A 17,262-nucleotide genomic window follows, 5' to 3' on the forward strand; every position below is an offset into this window, starting at 1 on the left:
ACTAATTTAAGCAGTTATGCTTAGAAAACTACTTGTTGTATTTGTGTTCGTTTTTTCACTAGCTATTATCCCGCAGACCACAGCCTCACAAGCTATTAGTAACAGTTCGTGGACGGATGACAGTGGTTGCTCAAATCACGTTGTTGCTTTTGAAGAGTCCTATTCCATTACCTGGAGTTGTGGGAGTGGAGGTGGATTTGAAAGCGGTCTGACTAATCTCTATAATCCTTGTGGGATATAGCATCTTCTTTGTTGTAAACATCTAAACACGGGCCTGTCAGAGAATTCGAGCCAACTCTCTTTAGTGACAGGCTATGTATTTAAAAGTCAATTACTTAATTATGCTTTTTAGCAGACTTGCGCTTATTTTACTTATTTTACCCTTAGGGTTGGGGTGTGCTGGAGAAAGTAAAGAGAGCGGAGAGTCCGATGAGTTACGCACTTCGCCTTCGCTCTTTGTCCCGTTCACCGATGCATTTGATTTGGAAGCATTGACCGAAGATCAACTTCATGAAATACACCTTACAGGGAACAAAATAGGCAGCATGATACGAGAAGAAGTCGATTGGAAATCTATTGACAATGAGGCGCGGGAACTACTTGATACACATCGTGATCATCCTGCCGAAGCACAGATTCACCAAATTATTGGTAATCAGATGATCAATCACGTGTTAGTCAGTGCTCCTCCAACGGAAAAACGTAATGACGCAATGGGCCGTTACGTGTCACTATTACTTGACACCAACCATCCAGACATGCGTGCATTTAATACTGCTTTTCAGTCGTTACAGGGCTTCTGGTCTGATGAACAACTGCTGGAATCTATCGAAGAAGCTTTAGAACATGGCGCATGCGGAAGTTGCACACAAGGGGGTATTTCAGTGGATACCCTCGAGGCTGCGCGTGAAGAAATGAGGACACTCAAAAACCAGATTCAGTGACTGACTCCCTTCCTGCTCACCGCACAACACACACAAAGTCTATGAAATGCGCTGTTTAATCCTTTTTTTGATCAGTGCACTAATGATTGGATGTTCGTCTGATGACGAACTTCCATGTGAAGATGAAGGTGTGATGTGCACTCAAAACACGAATGCTGTAGATGCTCCAGAAGAAACTACCATCCAATTTGAGTTGGATCAAACATTTGGAGTTGAAAATTACCCTGAAGAGGAGATTCTAGGTGATGTGCGTGCTCTGGAGGTAGATGATGAAGGAAATGTTTACGTCCTTGATGAGAAAAGCCATCAACTTGTGTCATTTGCCCCCAGTGGTGATTTACGTTGGAGCTCTGGTACCTACGGAGAAGGCCCCGGCGAATTTGTCAGGCCCACCTCGCTCGTATGGAACGGAGGTGCTCGTTTATATCTCACAAACCAGTTTGGCAGTCGTATTGATGTTTGGAACACCGATGGTACCTATGAAGACACGGGCACGATAGACGAACTTGGGTACCATGGAACTTTAGTAGGAATAACTGACGATCTGCTTTTTCTAACAACACCTGGAATGGAGGGGGATCCTACTCACATTCATGTTATTGATATTGAAAACTGGACACTGGTACGGTCTTTTGATGTTGGCCCCTCTTTTGACCTACCCACAAACACCGGCGCAGGTGTTGATCTGTCAGTCGACAGTGCAGGAATCTGGACAGGTCACTATGACGCGTACGAGTTGCGTCATTACACTACCGATGGCTCACTAACACAACAATTTGAGCGTTCAAATATCGAACTGTTAGGGATTGAGGCAGACGGCGACTACCGTTTCCACATTCATAGTCGAGTTTCGTCACCCCTCCAACTTCCAAGAGGGTCCCTGCTCGTTCACTTGTACTGGACAAACTCTCCTACTACTTCAGGCAGGCAAACAAATTCCGACTTCCAGTCGCTATCAGCACCCGACTCTACATTCAGGCATGCCCTTGACCTATTCGACGACAAAAGACATTTTCAAGGGCGACTTCAAGAAGGGAAAGGCCGGTCACCTGAAATGGGCGAAATCCGTCTCATTGGTCCTGATGGGTTTCTTTATGCTAGCTCAATGACTCCCTACCCACAAGTAAGACGTTATCAGATTATTAATGCCCAGTAATCTGGCATTGTTTTTTACGCAGGCTCTTCAGGCTCTATCTTAATATAGTGTTGTGTTCTCTTGCGCCACGCCCGCGCCGCCTATGGTAGTCCGCCTGCGAATCACTACGTATCGATCGACATGGATGCGTTGGATTTGTTGTGATACCAACTCCACATGCTCCGTTGGGGATGGAGGTATGGAAGCGTGAATGGGCGGATGAAAACAGCGCACCGCTTTATTCCCATTTTCAGGATAAAACGAAAATAAGAGCGGGTCGTAGTCCGATTACCTCGCCTATTTGAGAATGTCGGGCTCTCGGATTCGCTTGCAAGGTTTTACTGCAGGCACGTATACCATCCAGAGCAGCTTCCAGCCTGCGTCTTCTCCCCCTCCACACATCCAAACTTCCACACCTCAATTGTCCCACCCTGTTACTTCATACACGCCAATTTTACGCTGATCGGGCGTGGGGTCGAGTTCGACGTAGATGCGGTTGGAATCGTCGCGGGCAAGGATCGGGCCGGGTAACTTTAGTGCTTCTTGCTGACTGGAATTGAGGTCAGCGAGAATGGCATAGTCCTCGCGCTCAGTCGGGTCGTGCTCGTTCTCGTAATAGGCCAAACTTCGGTTTTCGAAGTACTGCACAACCGTTTTGTTAGGTAATATGTAGGTACGCGTCGTGAGCGATACCTGCGAAAGGCGTTCTACAAACCTGTTCATAGCTGAACGGGCTAAATCCAACGGAATAGGCTTGTGAGGAGATTTGAAGGCTGGATGGTCCAGCTCTTTTGTTTCCAGAAGAGTCGGTTCTTGACCTTGCATGTCATAGACTTGAACGTTGGGCGTATGGGCGTACCCAACGACAAGAAGATGAGCTTCTACATCTTTAGGATTTTCTCGCAGTGCATACTCACCGTCAAGATACAAGTCAGGAAAGCGTCCAAACGTTTTTTGTATGTCAAAGTCACTATCTACAAACGCAAGTGTAGTCTGATCAGCAGTGTTTGCCCCACCACGTACAGTTTCACTACCGGTAGCTGAGAGAACGTACTGACCCGTTTCAACAATTCTGAATACCGCATTTAAGCTTGTCATCTCATTGGGGTATCCATGATGTGAGCGATACTGACCGGTGGTATCGAACACGACATACCCACGTCGCTGGGCTTGACTCACAATGATGCTATCTCCAGCAAGTGCTACAGTCGCGGGACGCTGCAACTCTCCAGGTCCTTGCCCTTGCTCACCAATGTATCGCACGATTTCTCCTCTTCTGTTAAGCACAGCAACATGATAGCGCTGAAAGTCAGGGATGTATATGCGAAATGGATTAGTAACAACTCGCATGTCTCCAAAATCACCGATGTAGTCCTGATTACTCTCTTGAATCATGAGAGTATCAATATAGGTCAACTGCTCACTCTCATGCAGCGACCGGATTTGGGGGGCTGTTTTATTATCGGTACAAGCTGTAAGTACGACGAAAAGTGCAAAAGCAGAAATTATGGATGTTTGAAATAGATGCATCTCTCAAATGAATTGATCTTCAGAAAAAAACGGCCCCTGTAGACAACATACAGAAGCCGCGTACTACGCTGCTAATCACTTAAGAAACTATCCCTCGTCAGGAGTAACGATAATTGGACACAAGCAGTCAATATCTGTACCAGTGCATGGGATCAACGCAAAAACCGTATTTCCGCAACGCTCATCAGTCTGCACTTGCACATCCGCTTTCGCCGTTGCCTCGTTCATACTCATGCTGTGAACTGCAAATCCAGAAGCGACGAGCAATGCAAGCGCCAAAAATGCCGAGCTCAGGAAGTTGGCCAATCGGCCAGATAAGGATGAATCAGTCATCGGTTTGTTGATCTATTGATCAGAAAAAGTAACGAGATGGGAATGAGATACTTCGTCGGCACCACATGTACAGAAGCACTGCACTATGGCTCCCCGTGCCGATGGGTGTAAAATCTAAATGTGTAAAGAGATCTTTAGCCGTAGAGCCCACATCGAATCGTTCCTGTGAGCATATGCTACGAGGCATCGAGCAACTGGCGACGGTCGCTGTTAGAACGCTGCTCCGAAGGCGATATAACACGCGGCTTCTCGTCTTCCGAAACCAGCACAACAGCAGGGGTGCTATCGACCCCGAGGGTATGATTAAACCACTCCGTCGTGTCGATGCGGGTCGGATACGGCGTTGCAAATTCGGAGAGATAGCGCCGGGCAGGCGTTGCACCACGCTCCTTGAGTACATTGATCGCCTGCACCTGCTCATCCAAAGCCGCCAACTCATGCCAGCGGTCCATCGCAGCCCGATTGGTGTAGCAGTCATGCGGGCGATATACAAAAAAGACCATCTGATCAGCGCGAGGCGACCCCGTATTCCCAGCAAACGAGATAGCGGCAGGCGACTTCACGGTTTTGTCTTCCATAATGATTGGAAGTGCTGCCCAAGATATATCGTCAACATGTATGGCGGGTGGTGCATCCCGCGATGAACCATCCGCCGTGCACCACCATGCAAGAGCCGTGAGAGCCAGCACCGCACACCCGATGCCGACCTTGTGTAATGGGTGAAGCATAACGCGAATCGATAACCATATCTTGATGCGCTTTTAACGTAAAAAACGAGCGCCATGCAAGTCCGAAATGTTACCAATTTGTGAACGGGGGGGGGGGGGGGGGGGCTACCGCTCATTCCATCCTCTTCTTCCATCTGCCCATTCTCTATTTCTTTCGCCACGCATACCGCACATGTACTCTATGAGGCGGAAGTCCGCCATCCAGCCCCTACGTGTCGATTGATATGGATACGCTGGATTTGCTGTGAGGGAAGGAAGCCCCCATCTTTTGCTGAGCTGGCATGGAACCGGTAGAGTAGTGATAATTATTGTCACTACATAGTGACAATAGTAGTGACAATGCGGGTCGCTGTAGTTGCTCTACTACAGGCTTTCGCAATTAGCACACTTACGAATGCATTCGTTTTCAGACACCACACTGCCTGCACTTTCGCTCACGCATGACATAATGCGTTCAGTAGCTCGACTTCACGAGTACCGAGGACGCGAGCAGCTTTATACACAGCAAGCCCGGCAAGCGCTTAAAACCCTCCAAGAAATTGCTGTAATCCGGAGCACTGAGTCATCCAATCGCATCGAAGGCGTTGAGGCCGCTCCTGATCGGATTAAGGCACTGATTGAGGAAGACACCGCACCGGACAATCGATCTGAACAAGCCATTGCGGGATATCGCGACGTGTTGAACACGATACATGCGCAGCATGGTGGGATGCGACTTTCAACCGGTTTGGTGCGCCAGATACACCGCGATCTTCTGCGGTATACCAGCGACGAAGGTGGAAACTGGAAACCGACCGATAATGCCATCACCGAGCAGCATCCTGATGGTAGGGAGATCGTCCGATTTGAGACCGTTTCGGCTGTTCAAACCCCATCGGCCATGCAGACGCTGCACGAGCGGTTTCGTCGTGCATGGAAACAAGGAACGGTCGACAAACTGCTTCTCATCGCCGCATACGTGCTCGATTTTCTTTGCATTCACCCGTTTCGCGATGGCAACGGTCGCGTAGCCCGCCTCCTTACACTTTTGCTATTGTACAAAGCCGAGTACACGATTGGCCGGTATATCAGCCTGGAGCGCTGCATTGAAGACAGTCGCGAAAGCTATTACGACACGCTCTATCGCTCCTCGCAGGGATGGCATGACGCTAAACATACACTGCAGCCCTGGACCAATTACTTTCTGGGAACGCTCCTTGCCGCCTACCATGACTTCGAAGAGCGCGTAGGCGACTTGCGCACACAGCGAGGCGCGAAAACCCAGCGCATTCGAAACGCCGTAGACCGCCTTCCCGATGGGTTTAAAACGCGCGATGTGGAGCAGCTATGCCCAAGCGTAAGCCGGTCGATGATCCGAAAGGTGTTCAACGATTTAAAGGACGAGGGCCGCCTGCGAGCTGAAGGGCGCGGTCCCGCTGCCGTTTGGCGGAAACTCGATGGATAGTTTACTACAGGTTGCCTTGCTCAAAAAGCTTTTTCCTTCTTGCCACGGCGCCATGTCCCAGTAAATTGGCTTTCTGAAAGATCTTCGCCGGGATCACGATAGGAAGGAGAAGTCTTCATTCCGACAGGTTTTCTTCCCGCAACGCACCCTCCGCCGCATGCGGATTTGTCGAAAGGCAAGTTTCACCCTGCGCTGCAAAACTACCCCCCGTGTAGGAGATTCCTCGACTTCGCTCGGAATGACATCATTCGGGATGGCATTATTTAGGACCTGTTTTGATTTATCCTTCGAGGCTGCGATACGGAATGCCCCGTAGCCGAAGCCCGGAAGCGCAGCGGATCCTCCAGCGCGGCTTCCCCCCCTTCATCCTACACCCCTCTATCCTTCCATACTCCCCATCCCCTTAACACGATTTTGCCCGCAAAGACCGATCGAAGGTGCGGGCAGGCTGGAACATCACATATCCTTCAGCAATAGTATCGAACACCTTTGCGCGGGGACACCCCGCAACGGATTGGGCAAGTCCCACACGGCCAGCTCCCTCTGAACTCCGTCAGGGCCGGAAGGCAGCAGCGGTAGGAGGTCGCAGCGGCGCGATGTGGGTCGCTTGCCCATTTTTTATGGATGTACAGTCCGTTTGATATCTGCTTCTGTCCCCGAGGCACTGCTCATCTCCTCTCTCGTCTCAGCTCGCACCCACAGTGCCCCCGACATTACGGCACATTTTCGCAAAGGCCGTGAATCCCCTTCGTAGAGCAGTCGTTTAGACCCCGTATCCACACACCGCGCCTATTGGCCGCGCGTCGGTTTCCGTTGATTTTGTCGTTGCATGCTTTATGACCACCGTTAGCGCTTTTATTGCAAGTGTCTTTCCCTTTCTGCTCACTGCCGACCCAGAAGGGGGAGGCGGAATGCTGGGACTGCTACTCCCTTTCATTCTGATCCTCGCGGTCTTCTACTTCTTTATCTATCGGCCCCAGAAAAACCGGGAGACCGAGCATCAGGAAATGGTCAACTCACTGGAGCGGGGCGATCAAATCATTACCGCAGGCGGCATTCACGGCACTATTCGTCGCATCGACGACGACAGCGTGCTTGCCCAGGTCGATAGCAACGGCGTAAAGTTGCGCATCGAAAAGCAGGCCATTGCCAACGTAGAGAACGAGAAGAAAAAGAAGAAGTCCTAACCTGGCTTTTTCATGCTGGCCTGCCCCTCTGTTTATTTGACCTGCGCCCATGTCCTCGGTTGATCCTGCGGAGTTCGACACCATAGAAACAGCTCTTGCTGTCTTGCGGCAGGGCGATCTCATTATCGTGGTTGACGACGAAGACCGCGAAAACGAGGGCGACTTTATTGGTGCGGCGCATGCCATTACGCCCGAGCAAATCAACTTCATGGCGATGCGTGGGCGCGGCCTGATCTGCACAGCCATTACGCCCGACCGCGCCGAGGCCCTTGACCTTAGCCTCATGGTCGAATCCAACTCCGAGTTGCACCAGACTTCCTTTACGGTCTCGGTTGATTACAAAGAGGGCACCACCACCGGCATCTCTGCAAGCGACCGGGCTATCACGATTCAGGCCCTGGCCGATGAAAACGAAGGCCCCCACGCCTTTGCGCGTCCGGGCCATGTGTTTCCGCTTATCGCCCGCACCGGCGGCGTACTGCGCCGCGCCGGACACACTGAGGCGGCTGTGGACCTGGCGCGCATGGCGGGGCATCCTCCCGCGGGAGCGCTGGTCGAAATCATGAACGAGGACGGCACCATGGCGCGTGTCCCTCAACTGCTGCCTCTGGCTGATGAGCTCGACATGCCCATCATCACCATTCAGGACCTCATTGCCTACCGCATGCAGCACGAGCGGTTGATCGAGCGCCTGAAGTCCCATCGTATCGAAACGGCCTATGGTACGTTTCAGATCATTCCATTTCGCGACCAGTTGACCAAAGAAGTCCATCTGGCGTTTACTAAGGGGCAATGGCACGAAGACGAGCCTGTGCTGGTGCGTGCGCACTCGCAAAACGTACTGGGCGACGTATTTGCCGCACGCCGCGACCCCCATAGCGAACAACTTGCCGCCGCGCTCATGATGGTGGAAGACGAAGGCCAGGGGGTGGTGTTGTACATGCGCCAATCCGCTCAATCATCCACGCTGCTGCAGCGCCTTAACGCCCTCGATACCCCTGATGGCGATATCAAAGGCACCATGGATCCGCGCGACTATGGCATTGGGTGCCAGATTCTGCGCAACCTGGGCGTACGTAAGCTGCGCCTGATTACCAACAATCCAAAAAAACGCGTGGGACTGGCCGGATATGGACTCGAAATGGTAGATACCGTACCGGTGCAAGTGCCCAACAACGTCACGGACCGCTTGCGCAATGCTGCTGTGGGCGATCGCTTACTGCATGCCTTACGCCTTCCCTCTTCGTAACTGATGCAAACCTCCTTTTCGTTATGGGTAAAATGAGTGTGCTGGCGCTGGTGTATCTAGCTATCGCGGTGTTTGCGGTATTTTTGGCAGGGACACGCCTCATGGAAGGCGAATGGATCCGTGGTCTGTTGATGGTGTTTGTCGCCGCCTTCTGCAGCTATCGCTTCTATACGCTATACGAAAAAAACACCTCGGCATAGCCCGGCTGTGCCTCCCCCCTTCTTTGTGTCGTATTTTGAGCAGGCATGAACCCCTGTTAGGCGCCTGTCCGTTGCGTGCGTGGAGCCATCGCGTTTTCCTTTCACCCACACGCCTCGCACGCCATGATTCGTTTGGATGACACCCATATTCGTCCCTTTCTAACGGACTACTCCCCCTCCGACCTTCCCTCAGCTATTGTGGAAGCGCACAGCACCCTACAATCGGGCACGGGTCCGGGCAACGACTTTCTGGGCTGGCGCACCCTCGTTAATGAACCCGACGATGCCCTCTTGGGAGACCTCGAAGCCAAAGCTGCCGAGCTACGCCGCGATGCCGACGTGTTGCTTTGCCTGGGCATTGGCGGCTCCTACCTCGGCGCCAAAGCAATTATCGATGCGCTAACCCCCTACTTTTCATCGGCAAGCACTTCAGATGAGGGTGCCCCCGACGGTGCAAGTGTCACCCCTACGCAGCCCCCCACCGTTCACTTTGCAGGCCACCAAACCAGCGGGGCGTACCTCAAAGAACTGCTGGCCCACCTCGAAGGGAAATCGGTGTATGTGAACGTTATTTCTAAAAGCGGCACCACGCTCGAAACCGCACTGGCCTTCCGCATCGTGCGTACGTGGATGGAGGAGCGCTTCGAGAACGCCGACGACCGCATCATCATCACCACCGGTCCAAAAGGCGGCGCTCTCAACGCGCTCCGTGAAAGCCATGACTACACCCGATACATCATCCCACCCGATGTAGGCGGGCGTTTTTCGGTTCTTACGCCTGTCGGACTGCTTCCCATTGCCGCTGCAGGCATCGACATCCGCTCGCTGTTCTACGGTGCCGTGCAGATGCATAATGCGCTGCAGGATCCAACGAACAACCCGGCACTTCAGTACGCTGCCCTGCGCTATGCCCTGTTGCAGGAAGGATACGATATCGAGGTGCTTGCAACGTTCGAACCGTGCCTAGCCAGCATTGGCGGATGGTGGCAGCAGCTCTTTGGCGAGAGCGAAGGCAAAGACGGCACCGGCCTCTTTCCCGCTACCGTACAGTACACCACCGACCTCCACTCCCTGGGGCAGTACATGCAAGATGGCCAACGCATCGTCATGGAAACCTTCTTGATGGTGGAGGCCCAGTCGGATGGGTTGCATATCCCTCACGACGATGCCAACCTCGACGGACTCAACTACGTCGCCAACCGGCCCATGCACGCCGTCACCAAGGGCGCTTACGAGGGCACCGCCCAAGCACACACCGACGGCGGCGTTCCGAATTGTACGCTCTGGCTGGATGCACTCAATGCCGAGTCCATTGGCGGCCTCATTTATTTCTTTGAACACGCCGTTGCTGTTAGTGGGTACGCACTCGGCGTAAACCCCTTCAACCAGCCTGGCGTGGAGGACTACAAGCGCGAAATGTACCGTCGCTTGGGCCGCGATAGCTAGGAGCTCTCGACTTATACAATTTAGAAAGCCCTGTCGGAGATATTCTGACAGGGCTTTCTTTGTGGGGCTGCTTGAGTTTTATCCCGTTCTTCCGAACATTCGAATGCGACAGTAGGCTGGTTCTGTCACAGTTGATTGTTAGGGTACGGAGACAGTGCCAAACTGTGTGCCCCACCAAAAAACCTGTCATGGTGAGCACGCGACGGGCCCAGCCCGGAGCACGCCGAACCATCTCTCCTGAGGTTCAGCGGCTACTGGTGATTCAACGGCCCTGCCCAGTTCGTGGGAGATCTTTCGACTCCGCGTCTCCTAGGTAGCTCAAAAGAAATATATTTACACCTTGTCATCGCGAGGAAGGAGCTTGCGACTGACGCGGCGATCTCATGCCCCCGACCTGGACGGTGCTGCCCGGCTTGATGGCACAAGATTGCCGCGTCGCTAGCGCTCCTCGCAATGACATAATCAAAGATACTTTTGTGGGTCTACTTAGATGGAGCCGCTCCGCTCAAGATGACAATATTAAAACGGGGCGCGTTGCAACCCGAAGATTGATCCCTGACACACCTCTAGTCCAAATCTTCTACACCGACCTCGCCAAGTGCGCAAATCTTCCCCCTAGTTATCCACAATTGCCGTGGATAACCTGTGGATAACCCGGGGATAACATCTTGATAACTGCCTAGTTGCTCACATCCAAAATCGCGATGTGTACAACTAGCGACTTATCCACAATTCGTACCATGTTATCCACAGTGTGGATAGCTGTGGATAACTTATCCACGCTAAAGTGCCTTTTCCTGTGGATATGTGGATATCTCTAGCGAAATCGCCGTCTGTCGCCGTATGCCGACTTTCTAGTCGTGCCTAGCTGTTGATAACCTGTGGATAAGTCGCCGTATTTGTCCACATAGGCAACGGCTAGCTGTGGACAAATAGGTTATCCACATATCCACAGCCCCTACTACTAGAACAATTTTTTTATTTTAAAACCTAGACCTAGTTACTAGGGCATGTGGAAAACTCAAGCCAGAATGCACAAAACTGGTATGCGGTACATGACCGCATACCAGTTGGGGTTGATAGCTCAAAGCATATCAATCCCAACCAATCAGCATCTTAGCATCTGTATGACACTGAGGGAATATTACCAATCCGCTGTCCATACCCGGTGTCCATCGGTACGGAGCCACACGGCACGGTCACTGGTGTAGTGAAGCATGACACCAGCATTTTGCCACCGTTCAACAACATCAGAAGCCGGAAATCCGAACTGATTGTATCGTCCAGCACTTATGATTACGTGTGTGCTATCGTGGGCTACAGCATTCACAAAAGAAGAAGTGCTACTTGTTGATGACCCGTGATGGGGGGCCGTTACCACATCGCTCTGTAAATCTTGTCCATGCGTATCCACCAGCCACGATTCTGCAACCGACTCAGCATCTCCGGGAAAAAGCATGCGAACGTCCCCATATTGCACTCCCATGACAACTGATTGCTCGTTCGGACCATGAAGCCCATGTACATCAGGATCTTGAGGCGGCCCGAATCCAACCAGGCGCGTGTGCTCACCCAGCATGAGCGTATCGCCATAGGTGATCGATCGGTGAAAGATCTGTAGGCTGTCGATAAGATGAACGGTTTCAGCATAAAGTGGACTTTCGTCGTGCATACCGTTATCCCACACAGCCTGTACCGCTTCGGCTCGGAGAAGAGCAGGCACACCTCCAATATGATCGGCATGGGGATGACTAACGGCTACCGCATCTGCGGTGCGAATGCCTGCATAGCGAAGGTGCGGAAGTAGCGTCGACGTTCCTGCATCAAAGTGGGGAGTACGGAGCCCAGCATCGACAAGCAAGTGATGGCCATCGGGGGTATGGACAAGCGCGGCATCCGACTGCCCCACATCGAAAAAGAGCACATCCAGAGTTGGCGTAACCGGGCGTGTAAGCAGCGGAAGCCATATCATACATACGGCGATACCGAGCAAGGCAAACATGCCGTGGATTGCCCGAAATGCGCGTACGGCGCTAACAGCACAAAGGACAACAGCCAGTCCACCAGCTACACTCCACGGCACGTACGGCACCGTCCATTTCCAGCCTTCCAAGTAATTAGCGCCCCAGGATGCTGTGTGTACAAGGGCCTGGGTCAGCACATCGGCGGCGGCTCCAAATAGCCCTGCGATCCACGCTAACTCTCCTGCAACCACGGTGCAAATGCCTGCAGCAAGCGCCAGGCCTGTAAGCGGAATGGCAATGACATTCAGCACAAGACCTGCCATCGATACAAACCCGAAATGTACGAGCAAAAAGGGCATGGTACCGAGAGTTGCAGCTGCTGACACTGTAACCAACTGTGTGATATTAGACGCTAACGTGCCCTTCGTTAATACGGAGGGAAATGCCTCAATCAGTCGTGAATTGAACAGCACAATGCCTGTGACTGCTGCAAAGGAGAGCTGAAAGCCCGGGTCGTATAGTGCGGTGGGACGCATCCACAGCAACAGAAGAGCCGCTGCGCCCAGTGCGTTCAACGTAGCATAGGACCGCTGCGCGAGGTGCCCCCCAATCAGAATAGTTGCCATCACCGTAGCACGAACGACCGAGGGGCGTAAGCCGGTAAGCACCATGTATGTGCAGAGGAGGGCAACTGTGCACACGGCCCGAATGAAGTCAACCCGTTGCCGTGAGATGTTCAACCGCATGAGCAGCGGACGCAAAAGCTGGTAAACGACTAAGCCAACTAACAAGACGTGTAACCCCGACACCGCTAGCAGGTGCATCAGGCCTGTGTCAGCGAAGTGCATCCGGTGCTCACGGCTAATATCACTTCGGTCGCCAAGAAGCAAGGCCTGCTGTACGCTTCGGGCTGTTGGGTTTTGCAGATGCGATTCCAGATAGTTGGCAACCCTGCTTCGCGCACGATGCACTGTTCGAGTATAACCCGAAGGAGCAGGAACGTGTCGATGCACCTGATTTGGCGTGTCGACACGAAGCGTCCAGTGGATGCCATTGTTTTGGAGATACGCTCCATAGTCAAAGTCAGCAGGATTACGTGGAGGCGGAGGATGGTCGAGACGTCCGCGCATAGTCCAGTGGGCCCCGGCCTCTACATTTGGAAATGATGCCAGGGTGTCGGCCCACGGTGAAGGCTGCCAGCGCACTTGGATACGGTCGCGTATCGCCAATGTATCGGTGGCGGTGTAAACGGTATCGGCCTTGAGCACAAAGCGGGTGGATGTTCCCGCCGTAACGACTGGGTTTTCGACCGTCCCAGCGATCTGAACCTCAACCGGTGGGTTCAACAAGCGATCGGGCACGGTGCGCAAACTTTCCGGATGGGGCGCCTGCCACACAAGAAAACGACCCGCTCCCAGGGCGCACACGACAACTAAAAGCCCTACGATCTGAAGGAGTGGCCCCAGGTTAACCAGGGAACGATGCGTGTGCCATAAACCAACTCCTATAAGCAGTAGGCCGCCCCCACCAAGCCCCACGGTAATGCTCCAGGGCTCTCCTCCGGCTGTAGCACCGCCGATGCCAAGGGCAAACGCTATAGCACATAGCAACAGCGGAACGGTGTTGGGTGCAGGCATCGGCCAAGGGGAATCGGTTCATCTCCAGGGGCCATTCAGCATTACGACACACAAGCGTTCCTCAACGCAACGTAGTGGAATAACCATCGTGAGCGGCTCCCGTGTGCGAATCGCCTGTGAAACCGCATTGGGGAGCGAACCTGCTCATGTGTACAGCAGATAGACAAGCCCCTGTGCCTATACTTCCCATCCGATTTGTACCACTAGGGCTATGAGTACCCGACGCAAAGCACGTGAGCGCGTAATGCAGGCTCTATACGCCCGCGAGTTGGCCGGTGAAAAGCCGCGCCACTACATGTACACATTGATCGAGCCCGAATTTGAGAACGATCCGAAAACGCTCGACTTTGCACAGTCGCTTTTTGAGACGACGGTGTCGAGCGAACGCCAGATTGATCGTTATTTGGAAAAGCACCTCAAGAACTGGGATCTAGACCGCATCTCGGCCATCGACCGGGCGCTGTTGCGGATGGCTGTGTGCGAGTTGCTTCACTTTGAAGAGATCCCCCCAAAGGTAACAATCGACGAAGCTATTGAAGTTGGTAAGCGTTTTAGCACACCCAAAACGGGTACGTTCCTGAATGGCGTACTGGATGCAGTGCTTATGGAGTTGTACGAGTCAGACAGTCTTCACAAAACAGGACGGGGGCGAGTTGGACTCGATGCCATTGCCGAGCGAGCATCCTCATGAGGAACGGGTAGTGCCCTGTCACACCTGATTGTTAGGGTATAGAGACCGTCCGACACTCTGTATCCCAGCCCCCTTCGAAAAAACCTGTCATGGTGAGCGCCCTGACCGCAGGGAAGAAGTGCTTTTAGAGTGCACGCGACGGGCCCAGCCCGGAGCACGTCGAACCATCTCCCCGACGCTCAGCAGGCTCTGATCGATCGAGCGGCCCTGCTCATTTCGAGGGAGATCTTTACTCACTGCGTTCGTCAGTCGCTCCGCTCGTGTCAGACTCCGCGTCTCCTAGGCGGAGCCGCTCCGCTCAAGATGACATCATTAAAGTAGGGGTGTTGCAACCCGAAGATTGAGCTGTGACACAGCAGTAGGACAGTCCAGATAACCGACAGGGATATTCGCTTTGCTTCTGATCGCGAGCGCAGGGAAAGCGCCATGGATAGCATAGGTGTCTTCCAGTAGAGTCGATCAGTGGGCGCGGAACGCGTCGGATCAGCTTAACTTACCTTGCTGAACCGTGAGTGTGGCATGAATCCATAGCATCTGCACATCGTATCGGACCCACTACGGCATGAACTGAAATCAGTGACTGGTGTATACAGTGATCCTTAACACGTAACAATCTGATTACAGGCATTGGTGCCAGGATATTTGAGTTGTACCTTAGCCAATTGTCATGTTCTTGGGCACTTTATGAGCCAGCTTTGAATCGTTTGTCATTTTCCATCTGCGTGTGCGTTTTGAAGGCGACCCGCCCTACCCTCCCACTCATGCCTCCTGCCGCTCACGCGCAGCAATCTGTTTAGCCTATGGGCCTCATCGCAATTGGAGACATACACGGATGCGCTGCCTCCCTCGAAGCGCTTCTTGAAGCTATCGACCCTGCAGAGAACGACCATTTACTGTTTATTGGCGATTACATCGATCGGGGTCCTGACTCGCGGGGCGTTATCGATCAGTTAATCGCGTTGGACAAGACGCATGAGTGCACCTTCCTTCGTGGAAATCATGAAGCACTCATGCTCAATTACTTGGATCTAGGGGCGTTCAACCTGTGGCGCATCAATGGAGGCATTACCACAATGCAAAGCTACATTAGCGATGATGGCTCGGCTGTGGAGATTCCGGAAGAGCATGAGCAGTTTGTGCGCGATACAAAGCTATATTACGAGACCAACGACTACTTTTTCGTGCATGCAGGCTTGAAAGCCGATCTTACGATTCAGGAGAACCTGGATCAGTTTGGTGAGGAGGTTTTTCTGTGGGAACGGGGACATCTTGAAGCATCCTCGTTTGCCTGGGAGAAGCCCGTCGTATGTGGACACACGCCTCATGCCGATCCGGTCGACCGCGAAAAGCTGTTGATGATTGATACGGGATGCGTGTATCACGATCAGCCCGAGATGGGCACGCTCACAGCGGTACGCTTGCCCCAACGTACTTACATCGAAGTAGCGTACGCCGATGCTCCGCCGGTGCAATAAGCTAAAACGCGAGCAAGAAACAGGGGCTCCAACTCTTCCACAACGCGCCGTGCATGGCATCCACGTCAGCATTTCGCGAAACACCTCGGGGCGCACGTCTTTGCAGCGTGTCGGAACGGGCGGTCGAACGGATCTGAAGATGAAGGAGCCGGTCGCCGTCTGTACACACACCTTCTGATGACTCTCTGACCGACGTTATGTCCCTTCGTTGCGGTTTTGTTGGGCTACCCAATGTGGGCAAGTCCACCCTGTTTAACGCGTTAAGTGATGCCGGTGCCGAATCGGCCAACTATCCGTTTTGTACGATTGAGCCCAATGTGGGCGTGGTTCCGGTGCCTGATGAGCGTTTGTATACGCTGGGGACACTCGCCGAATCGAGCGATGTTATTCCCGCCAGCATTGAGTTTGTAGACATTGCTGGTCTGGTTGAGGGCGCTGCTGAAGGCGAAGGACTTGGTAATCAGTTTCTGGCAAATATCCGTGAGGTGGATGCCATCATTCACGTGGTGCGCTGCTTCGATGATGACAATGTGGTACACGTATCGGGTAGCGTAGACCCGGTGCGCGACATCGAGGTGATTAACACCGAACTGTTGCTGAAGGACCTTGAGACGGTCGAAAAGCGCGTAGAGCGAACCCGAAAGCCCGCTAAGTCGGGGGATAAAGAGGCTGTGCAAAAGCTCGATACGTACGAGCGGCTGTACGACCATCTGTCGAGTGGCCATCCTGCCCGCACGTTCGATGCGAAAGAGCGCGACCGAGCCATCATTCGCGAGCTCTTTTTGTTGAGCAGCAAGCCGGTCCTCTATGCGGCCAATGTAGGTGAAGATAGCTTGCCCGAAGGCAACGCGTACGTTGATGAAGTGCGTGCAGTAGCCGCTGAAGAGGAGGCTGAGGTGGTTGTGATTTCAGCAGAGATTGAGTCACAAATCGCCGAGTTTAGCGACCCCGACGAACGCGAGCTCTTCCTCGATGAGCTTGGCCTGGAGCAGCCCGGCTTAGAGCGTCTCATTAAGGCGGCGTATGACTTGCTAGGGCTCATCACGTTCTTTACAGCCGGTCCTAAGGAGGCCCGTGCATGGACGATTGAGCGCGGCACGAAAGCCCCCCAAGCGGCCGGCACTATCCACACTGATTTTGAGCGCGGGTTTATTCGCGCAGAAACGATCCATTTCCAGGATTACGTTGAGGCTGGGTCTGAAGCGGCTGCCCGCGATGCAGGTGTGATGCGTACCGAGGGCAAAGACTACGAGGTTGAGGATGGTGATGTGATGCTGTTCCGCTTCAACGTGTAGACGG

The 17,262-nt window shown here is 53.1% G+C and carries 14 protein-coding genes and 1 other RNA gene; 11 read left to right on the forward strand and 4 right to left on the reverse strand.

What is annotated here, in order from left to right; all coding sequences use genetic code 11:
• Window positions 1-314 precede the first annotated feature (314 nt).
• Both ACZ5AL_RS14055 and ACZ5AL_RS14060 read left to right on the forward strand, forming a co-directional pair.
• On the forward strand, window positions 315-944 hold the full coding sequence (locus tag ACZ5AL_RS14055) for a hypothetical protein (RefSeq protein WP_464511173.1): 630 nt from the start codon (window positions 315-317) through the stop codon (window positions 942-944).
• 46 nt (window positions 945-990) lie between these two features.
• Window positions 991-2,100 (forward strand): NHL repeat-containing protein, encoded by a 1,110-nt coding sequence (locus tag ACZ5AL_RS14060; RefSeq protein ID WP_464511174.1) that lies wholly within the window; start codon window positions 991-993, stop codon window positions 2,098-2,100.
• A gap of 396 nt (window positions 2,101-2,496) precedes the next feature.
• On the opposite strand, the gene ACZ5AL_RS14065 is transcribed toward ACZ5AL_RS14060, so the two are convergent.
• The 3 genes from ACZ5AL_RS14065 to ACZ5AL_RS14075 form a co-directional block, all read right to left on the reverse strand.
• Window positions 2,497-3,609: a 6-bladed beta-propeller gene (locus ACZ5AL_RS14065; protein WP_464511175.1), complete on the reverse strand. Its 1,113-nt coding sequence runs from the start codon at window positions 3,607-3,609 to the stop codon at window positions 2,497-2,499.
• A gap of 87 nt (window positions 3,610-3,696) precedes the next feature.
• Complete coding sequence (locus ACZ5AL_RS14070; protein ID WP_464511176.1) at window positions 3,697-3,942, reverse strand: hypothetical protein; 246 nt, start codon at window positions 3,940-3,942, stop codon at window positions 3,697-3,699.
• A 176-nt stretch (window positions 3,943-4,118) separates the two neighbouring features.
• Window positions 4,119-4,520 carry a hypothetical protein gene (locus ACZ5AL_RS14075; RefSeq protein WP_464511177.1) on the reverse strand — a complete coding sequence of 134 codons (402 nt, stop codon included), beginning with the start codon at window positions 4,518-4,520 and terminating at the stop codon, window positions 4,119-4,121.
• 544 nt (window positions 4,521-5,064) lie between these two features.
• Here ACZ5AL_RS14075 and ACZ5AL_RS14080 point away from each other — a divergent pair.
• From ACZ5AL_RS14080 to ACZ5AL_RS14105, 6 genes are all read left to right on the forward strand, one after another.
• The gene (locus tag ACZ5AL_RS14080) at window positions 5,065-6,114 is read left to right on the forward strand and encodes a Fic family protein (protein ID WP_464511179.1); all 1,050 of its coding nucleotides are present in this window, start codon (window positions 5,065-5,067) and stop codon (window positions 6,112-6,114) included.
• A 516-nt stretch (window positions 6,115-6,630) separates the two neighbouring features.
• Window positions 6,631-6,730: signal recognition particle sRNA small type (ffs, locus tag ACZ5AL_RS14085), an RNA gene on the forward strand.
• Between the two features lie 220 nt (window positions 6,731-6,950).
• Window positions 6,951-7,301 carry a preprotein translocase subunit YajC gene (yajC, locus tag ACZ5AL_RS14090; protein WP_464511180.1) on the forward strand — a complete coding sequence of 117 codons (351 nt, stop codon included), beginning with the start codon at window positions 6,951-6,953 and terminating at the stop codon, window positions 7,299-7,301.
• 49 nt (window positions 7,302-7,350) lie between these two features.
• Window positions 7,351-8,550, forward strand: coding sequence for a 3,4-dihydroxy-2-butanone-4-phosphate synthase (ribB, locus tag ACZ5AL_RS14095; RefSeq protein WP_464511181.1), 1,200 nt, complete (start codon window positions 7,351-7,353; stop codon window positions 8,548-8,550).
• A 23-nt stretch (window positions 8,551-8,573) separates the two neighbouring features.
• Window positions 8,574-8,750, forward strand: coding sequence for a hypothetical protein (locus ACZ5AL_RS14100; RefSeq protein ID WP_464511183.1), 177 nt, complete (start codon window positions 8,574-8,576; stop codon window positions 8,748-8,750).
• Window positions 8,751-8,873: 123 nt separating this feature from the next.
• Complete coding sequence (locus ACZ5AL_RS14105) at window positions 8,874-10,196, forward strand: glucose-6-phosphate isomerase (RefSeq protein WP_464511184.1); 1,323 nt, start codon at window positions 8,874-8,876, stop codon at window positions 10,194-10,196.
• Between the two features lie 1,144 nt (window positions 10,197-11,340).
• Here ACZ5AL_RS14105 and ACZ5AL_RS14110 read toward each other — a convergent pair.
• Window positions 11,341-13,797, reverse strand: coding sequence for a DNA internalization-related competence protein ComEC/Rec2 (locus tag ACZ5AL_RS14110; RefSeq protein WP_464511185.1), 2,457 nt, complete (start codon window positions 13,795-13,797; stop codon window positions 11,341-11,343).
• A 211-nt stretch (window positions 13,798-14,008) separates the two neighbouring features.
• Here ACZ5AL_RS14110 and nusB point away from each other — a divergent pair, with 211 nt between their 5' ends.
• From nusB to ychF, 3 genes are all read left to right on the forward strand, one after another.
• A complete protein-coding gene (nusB, locus tag ACZ5AL_RS14115) occupies window positions 14,009-14,488 on the forward strand; it encodes a transcription antitermination factor NusB (protein WP_464511187.1) in 480 nt (159 codons plus the stop codon).
• A gap of 800 nt (window positions 14,489-15,288) precedes the next feature.
• Window positions 15,289-15,963, forward strand: coding sequence for a metallophosphoesterase family protein (locus tag ACZ5AL_RS14120; protein WP_464511188.1), 675 nt, complete (start codon window positions 15,289-15,291; stop codon window positions 15,961-15,963).
• Between the two features lie 197 nt (window positions 15,964-16,160).
• Window positions 16,161-17,258 carry a redox-regulated ATPase YchF gene (gene ychF, locus ACZ5AL_RS14125; protein ID WP_464511190.1) on the forward strand — a complete coding sequence of 366 codons (1,098 nt, stop codon included), beginning with the start codon at window positions 16,161-16,163 and terminating at the stop codon, window positions 17,256-17,258.
• The last annotated feature ends 4 nt before the right edge of the window (window positions 17,259-17,262 follow it).

Source organism: Natronotalea proteinilytica (genome assembly GCF_055379935.1).

Coding starts and splice junctions, on each gene's coding strand:
- nusB (WP_464511187.1), top strand. CDS start 14,009: ATGAGTACCCGACGCAAAGCACGTGAGCGCGTAATGCAGGCTCTATAC.
- ribB (WP_464511181.1), top strand. CDS start 7,351: ATGTCCTCGGTTGATCCTGCGGAGTTCGACACCATAGAAACAGCTCTT.
- ACZ5AL_RS14105 (WP_464511184.1), top strand. CDS start 8,874: ATGATTCGTTTGGATGACACCCATATTCGTCCCTTTCTAACGGACTAC.
- ACZ5AL_RS14070 (WP_464511176.1), bottom strand. CDS start 3,942: ATGACTGATTCATCCTTATCTGGCCGATTGGCCAACTTCCTGAGCTCG.
- yajC (WP_464511180.1), top strand. CDS start 6,951: ATGACCACCGTTAGCGCTTTTATTGCAAGTGTCTTTCCCTTTCTGCTC.
- ACZ5AL_RS14065 (WP_464511175.1), bottom strand. CDS start 3,609: ATGCATCTATTTCAAACATCCATAATTTCTGCTTTTGCACTTTTCGTC.
- ACZ5AL_RS14055 (WP_464511173.1), top strand. CDS start 315: ATGTATTTAAAAGTCAATTACTTAATTATGCTTTTTAGCAGACTTGCG.
- ACZ5AL_RS14080 (WP_464511179.1), top strand. CDS start 5,065: ATGCATTCGTTTTCAGACACCACACTGCCTGCACTTTCGCTCACGCAT.
- ychF (WP_464511190.1), top strand. CDS start 16,161: ATGTCCCTTCGTTGCGGTTTTGTTGGGCTACCCAATGTGGGCAAGTCC.
- ACZ5AL_RS14110 (WP_464511185.1), bottom strand. CDS start 13,797: ATGCCTGCACCCAACACCGTTCCGCTGTTGCTATGTGCTATAGCGTTT.
- ACZ5AL_RS14075 (WP_464511177.1), bottom strand. CDS start 4,520: ATGGAAGACAAAACCGTGAAGTCGCCTGCCGCTATCTCGTTTGCTGGG.
- ACZ5AL_RS14100 (WP_464511183.1), top strand. CDS start 8,574: ATGGGTAAAATGAGTGTGCTGGCGCTGGTGTATCTAGCTATCGCGGTG.
- ACZ5AL_RS14120 (WP_464511188.1), top strand. CDS start 15,289: ATGGGCCTCATCGCAATTGGAGACATACACGGATGCGCTGCCTCCCTC.
- ACZ5AL_RS14060 (WP_464511174.1), top strand. CDS start 991: ATGCGCTGTTTAATCCTTTTTTTGATCAGTGCACTAATGATTGGATGT.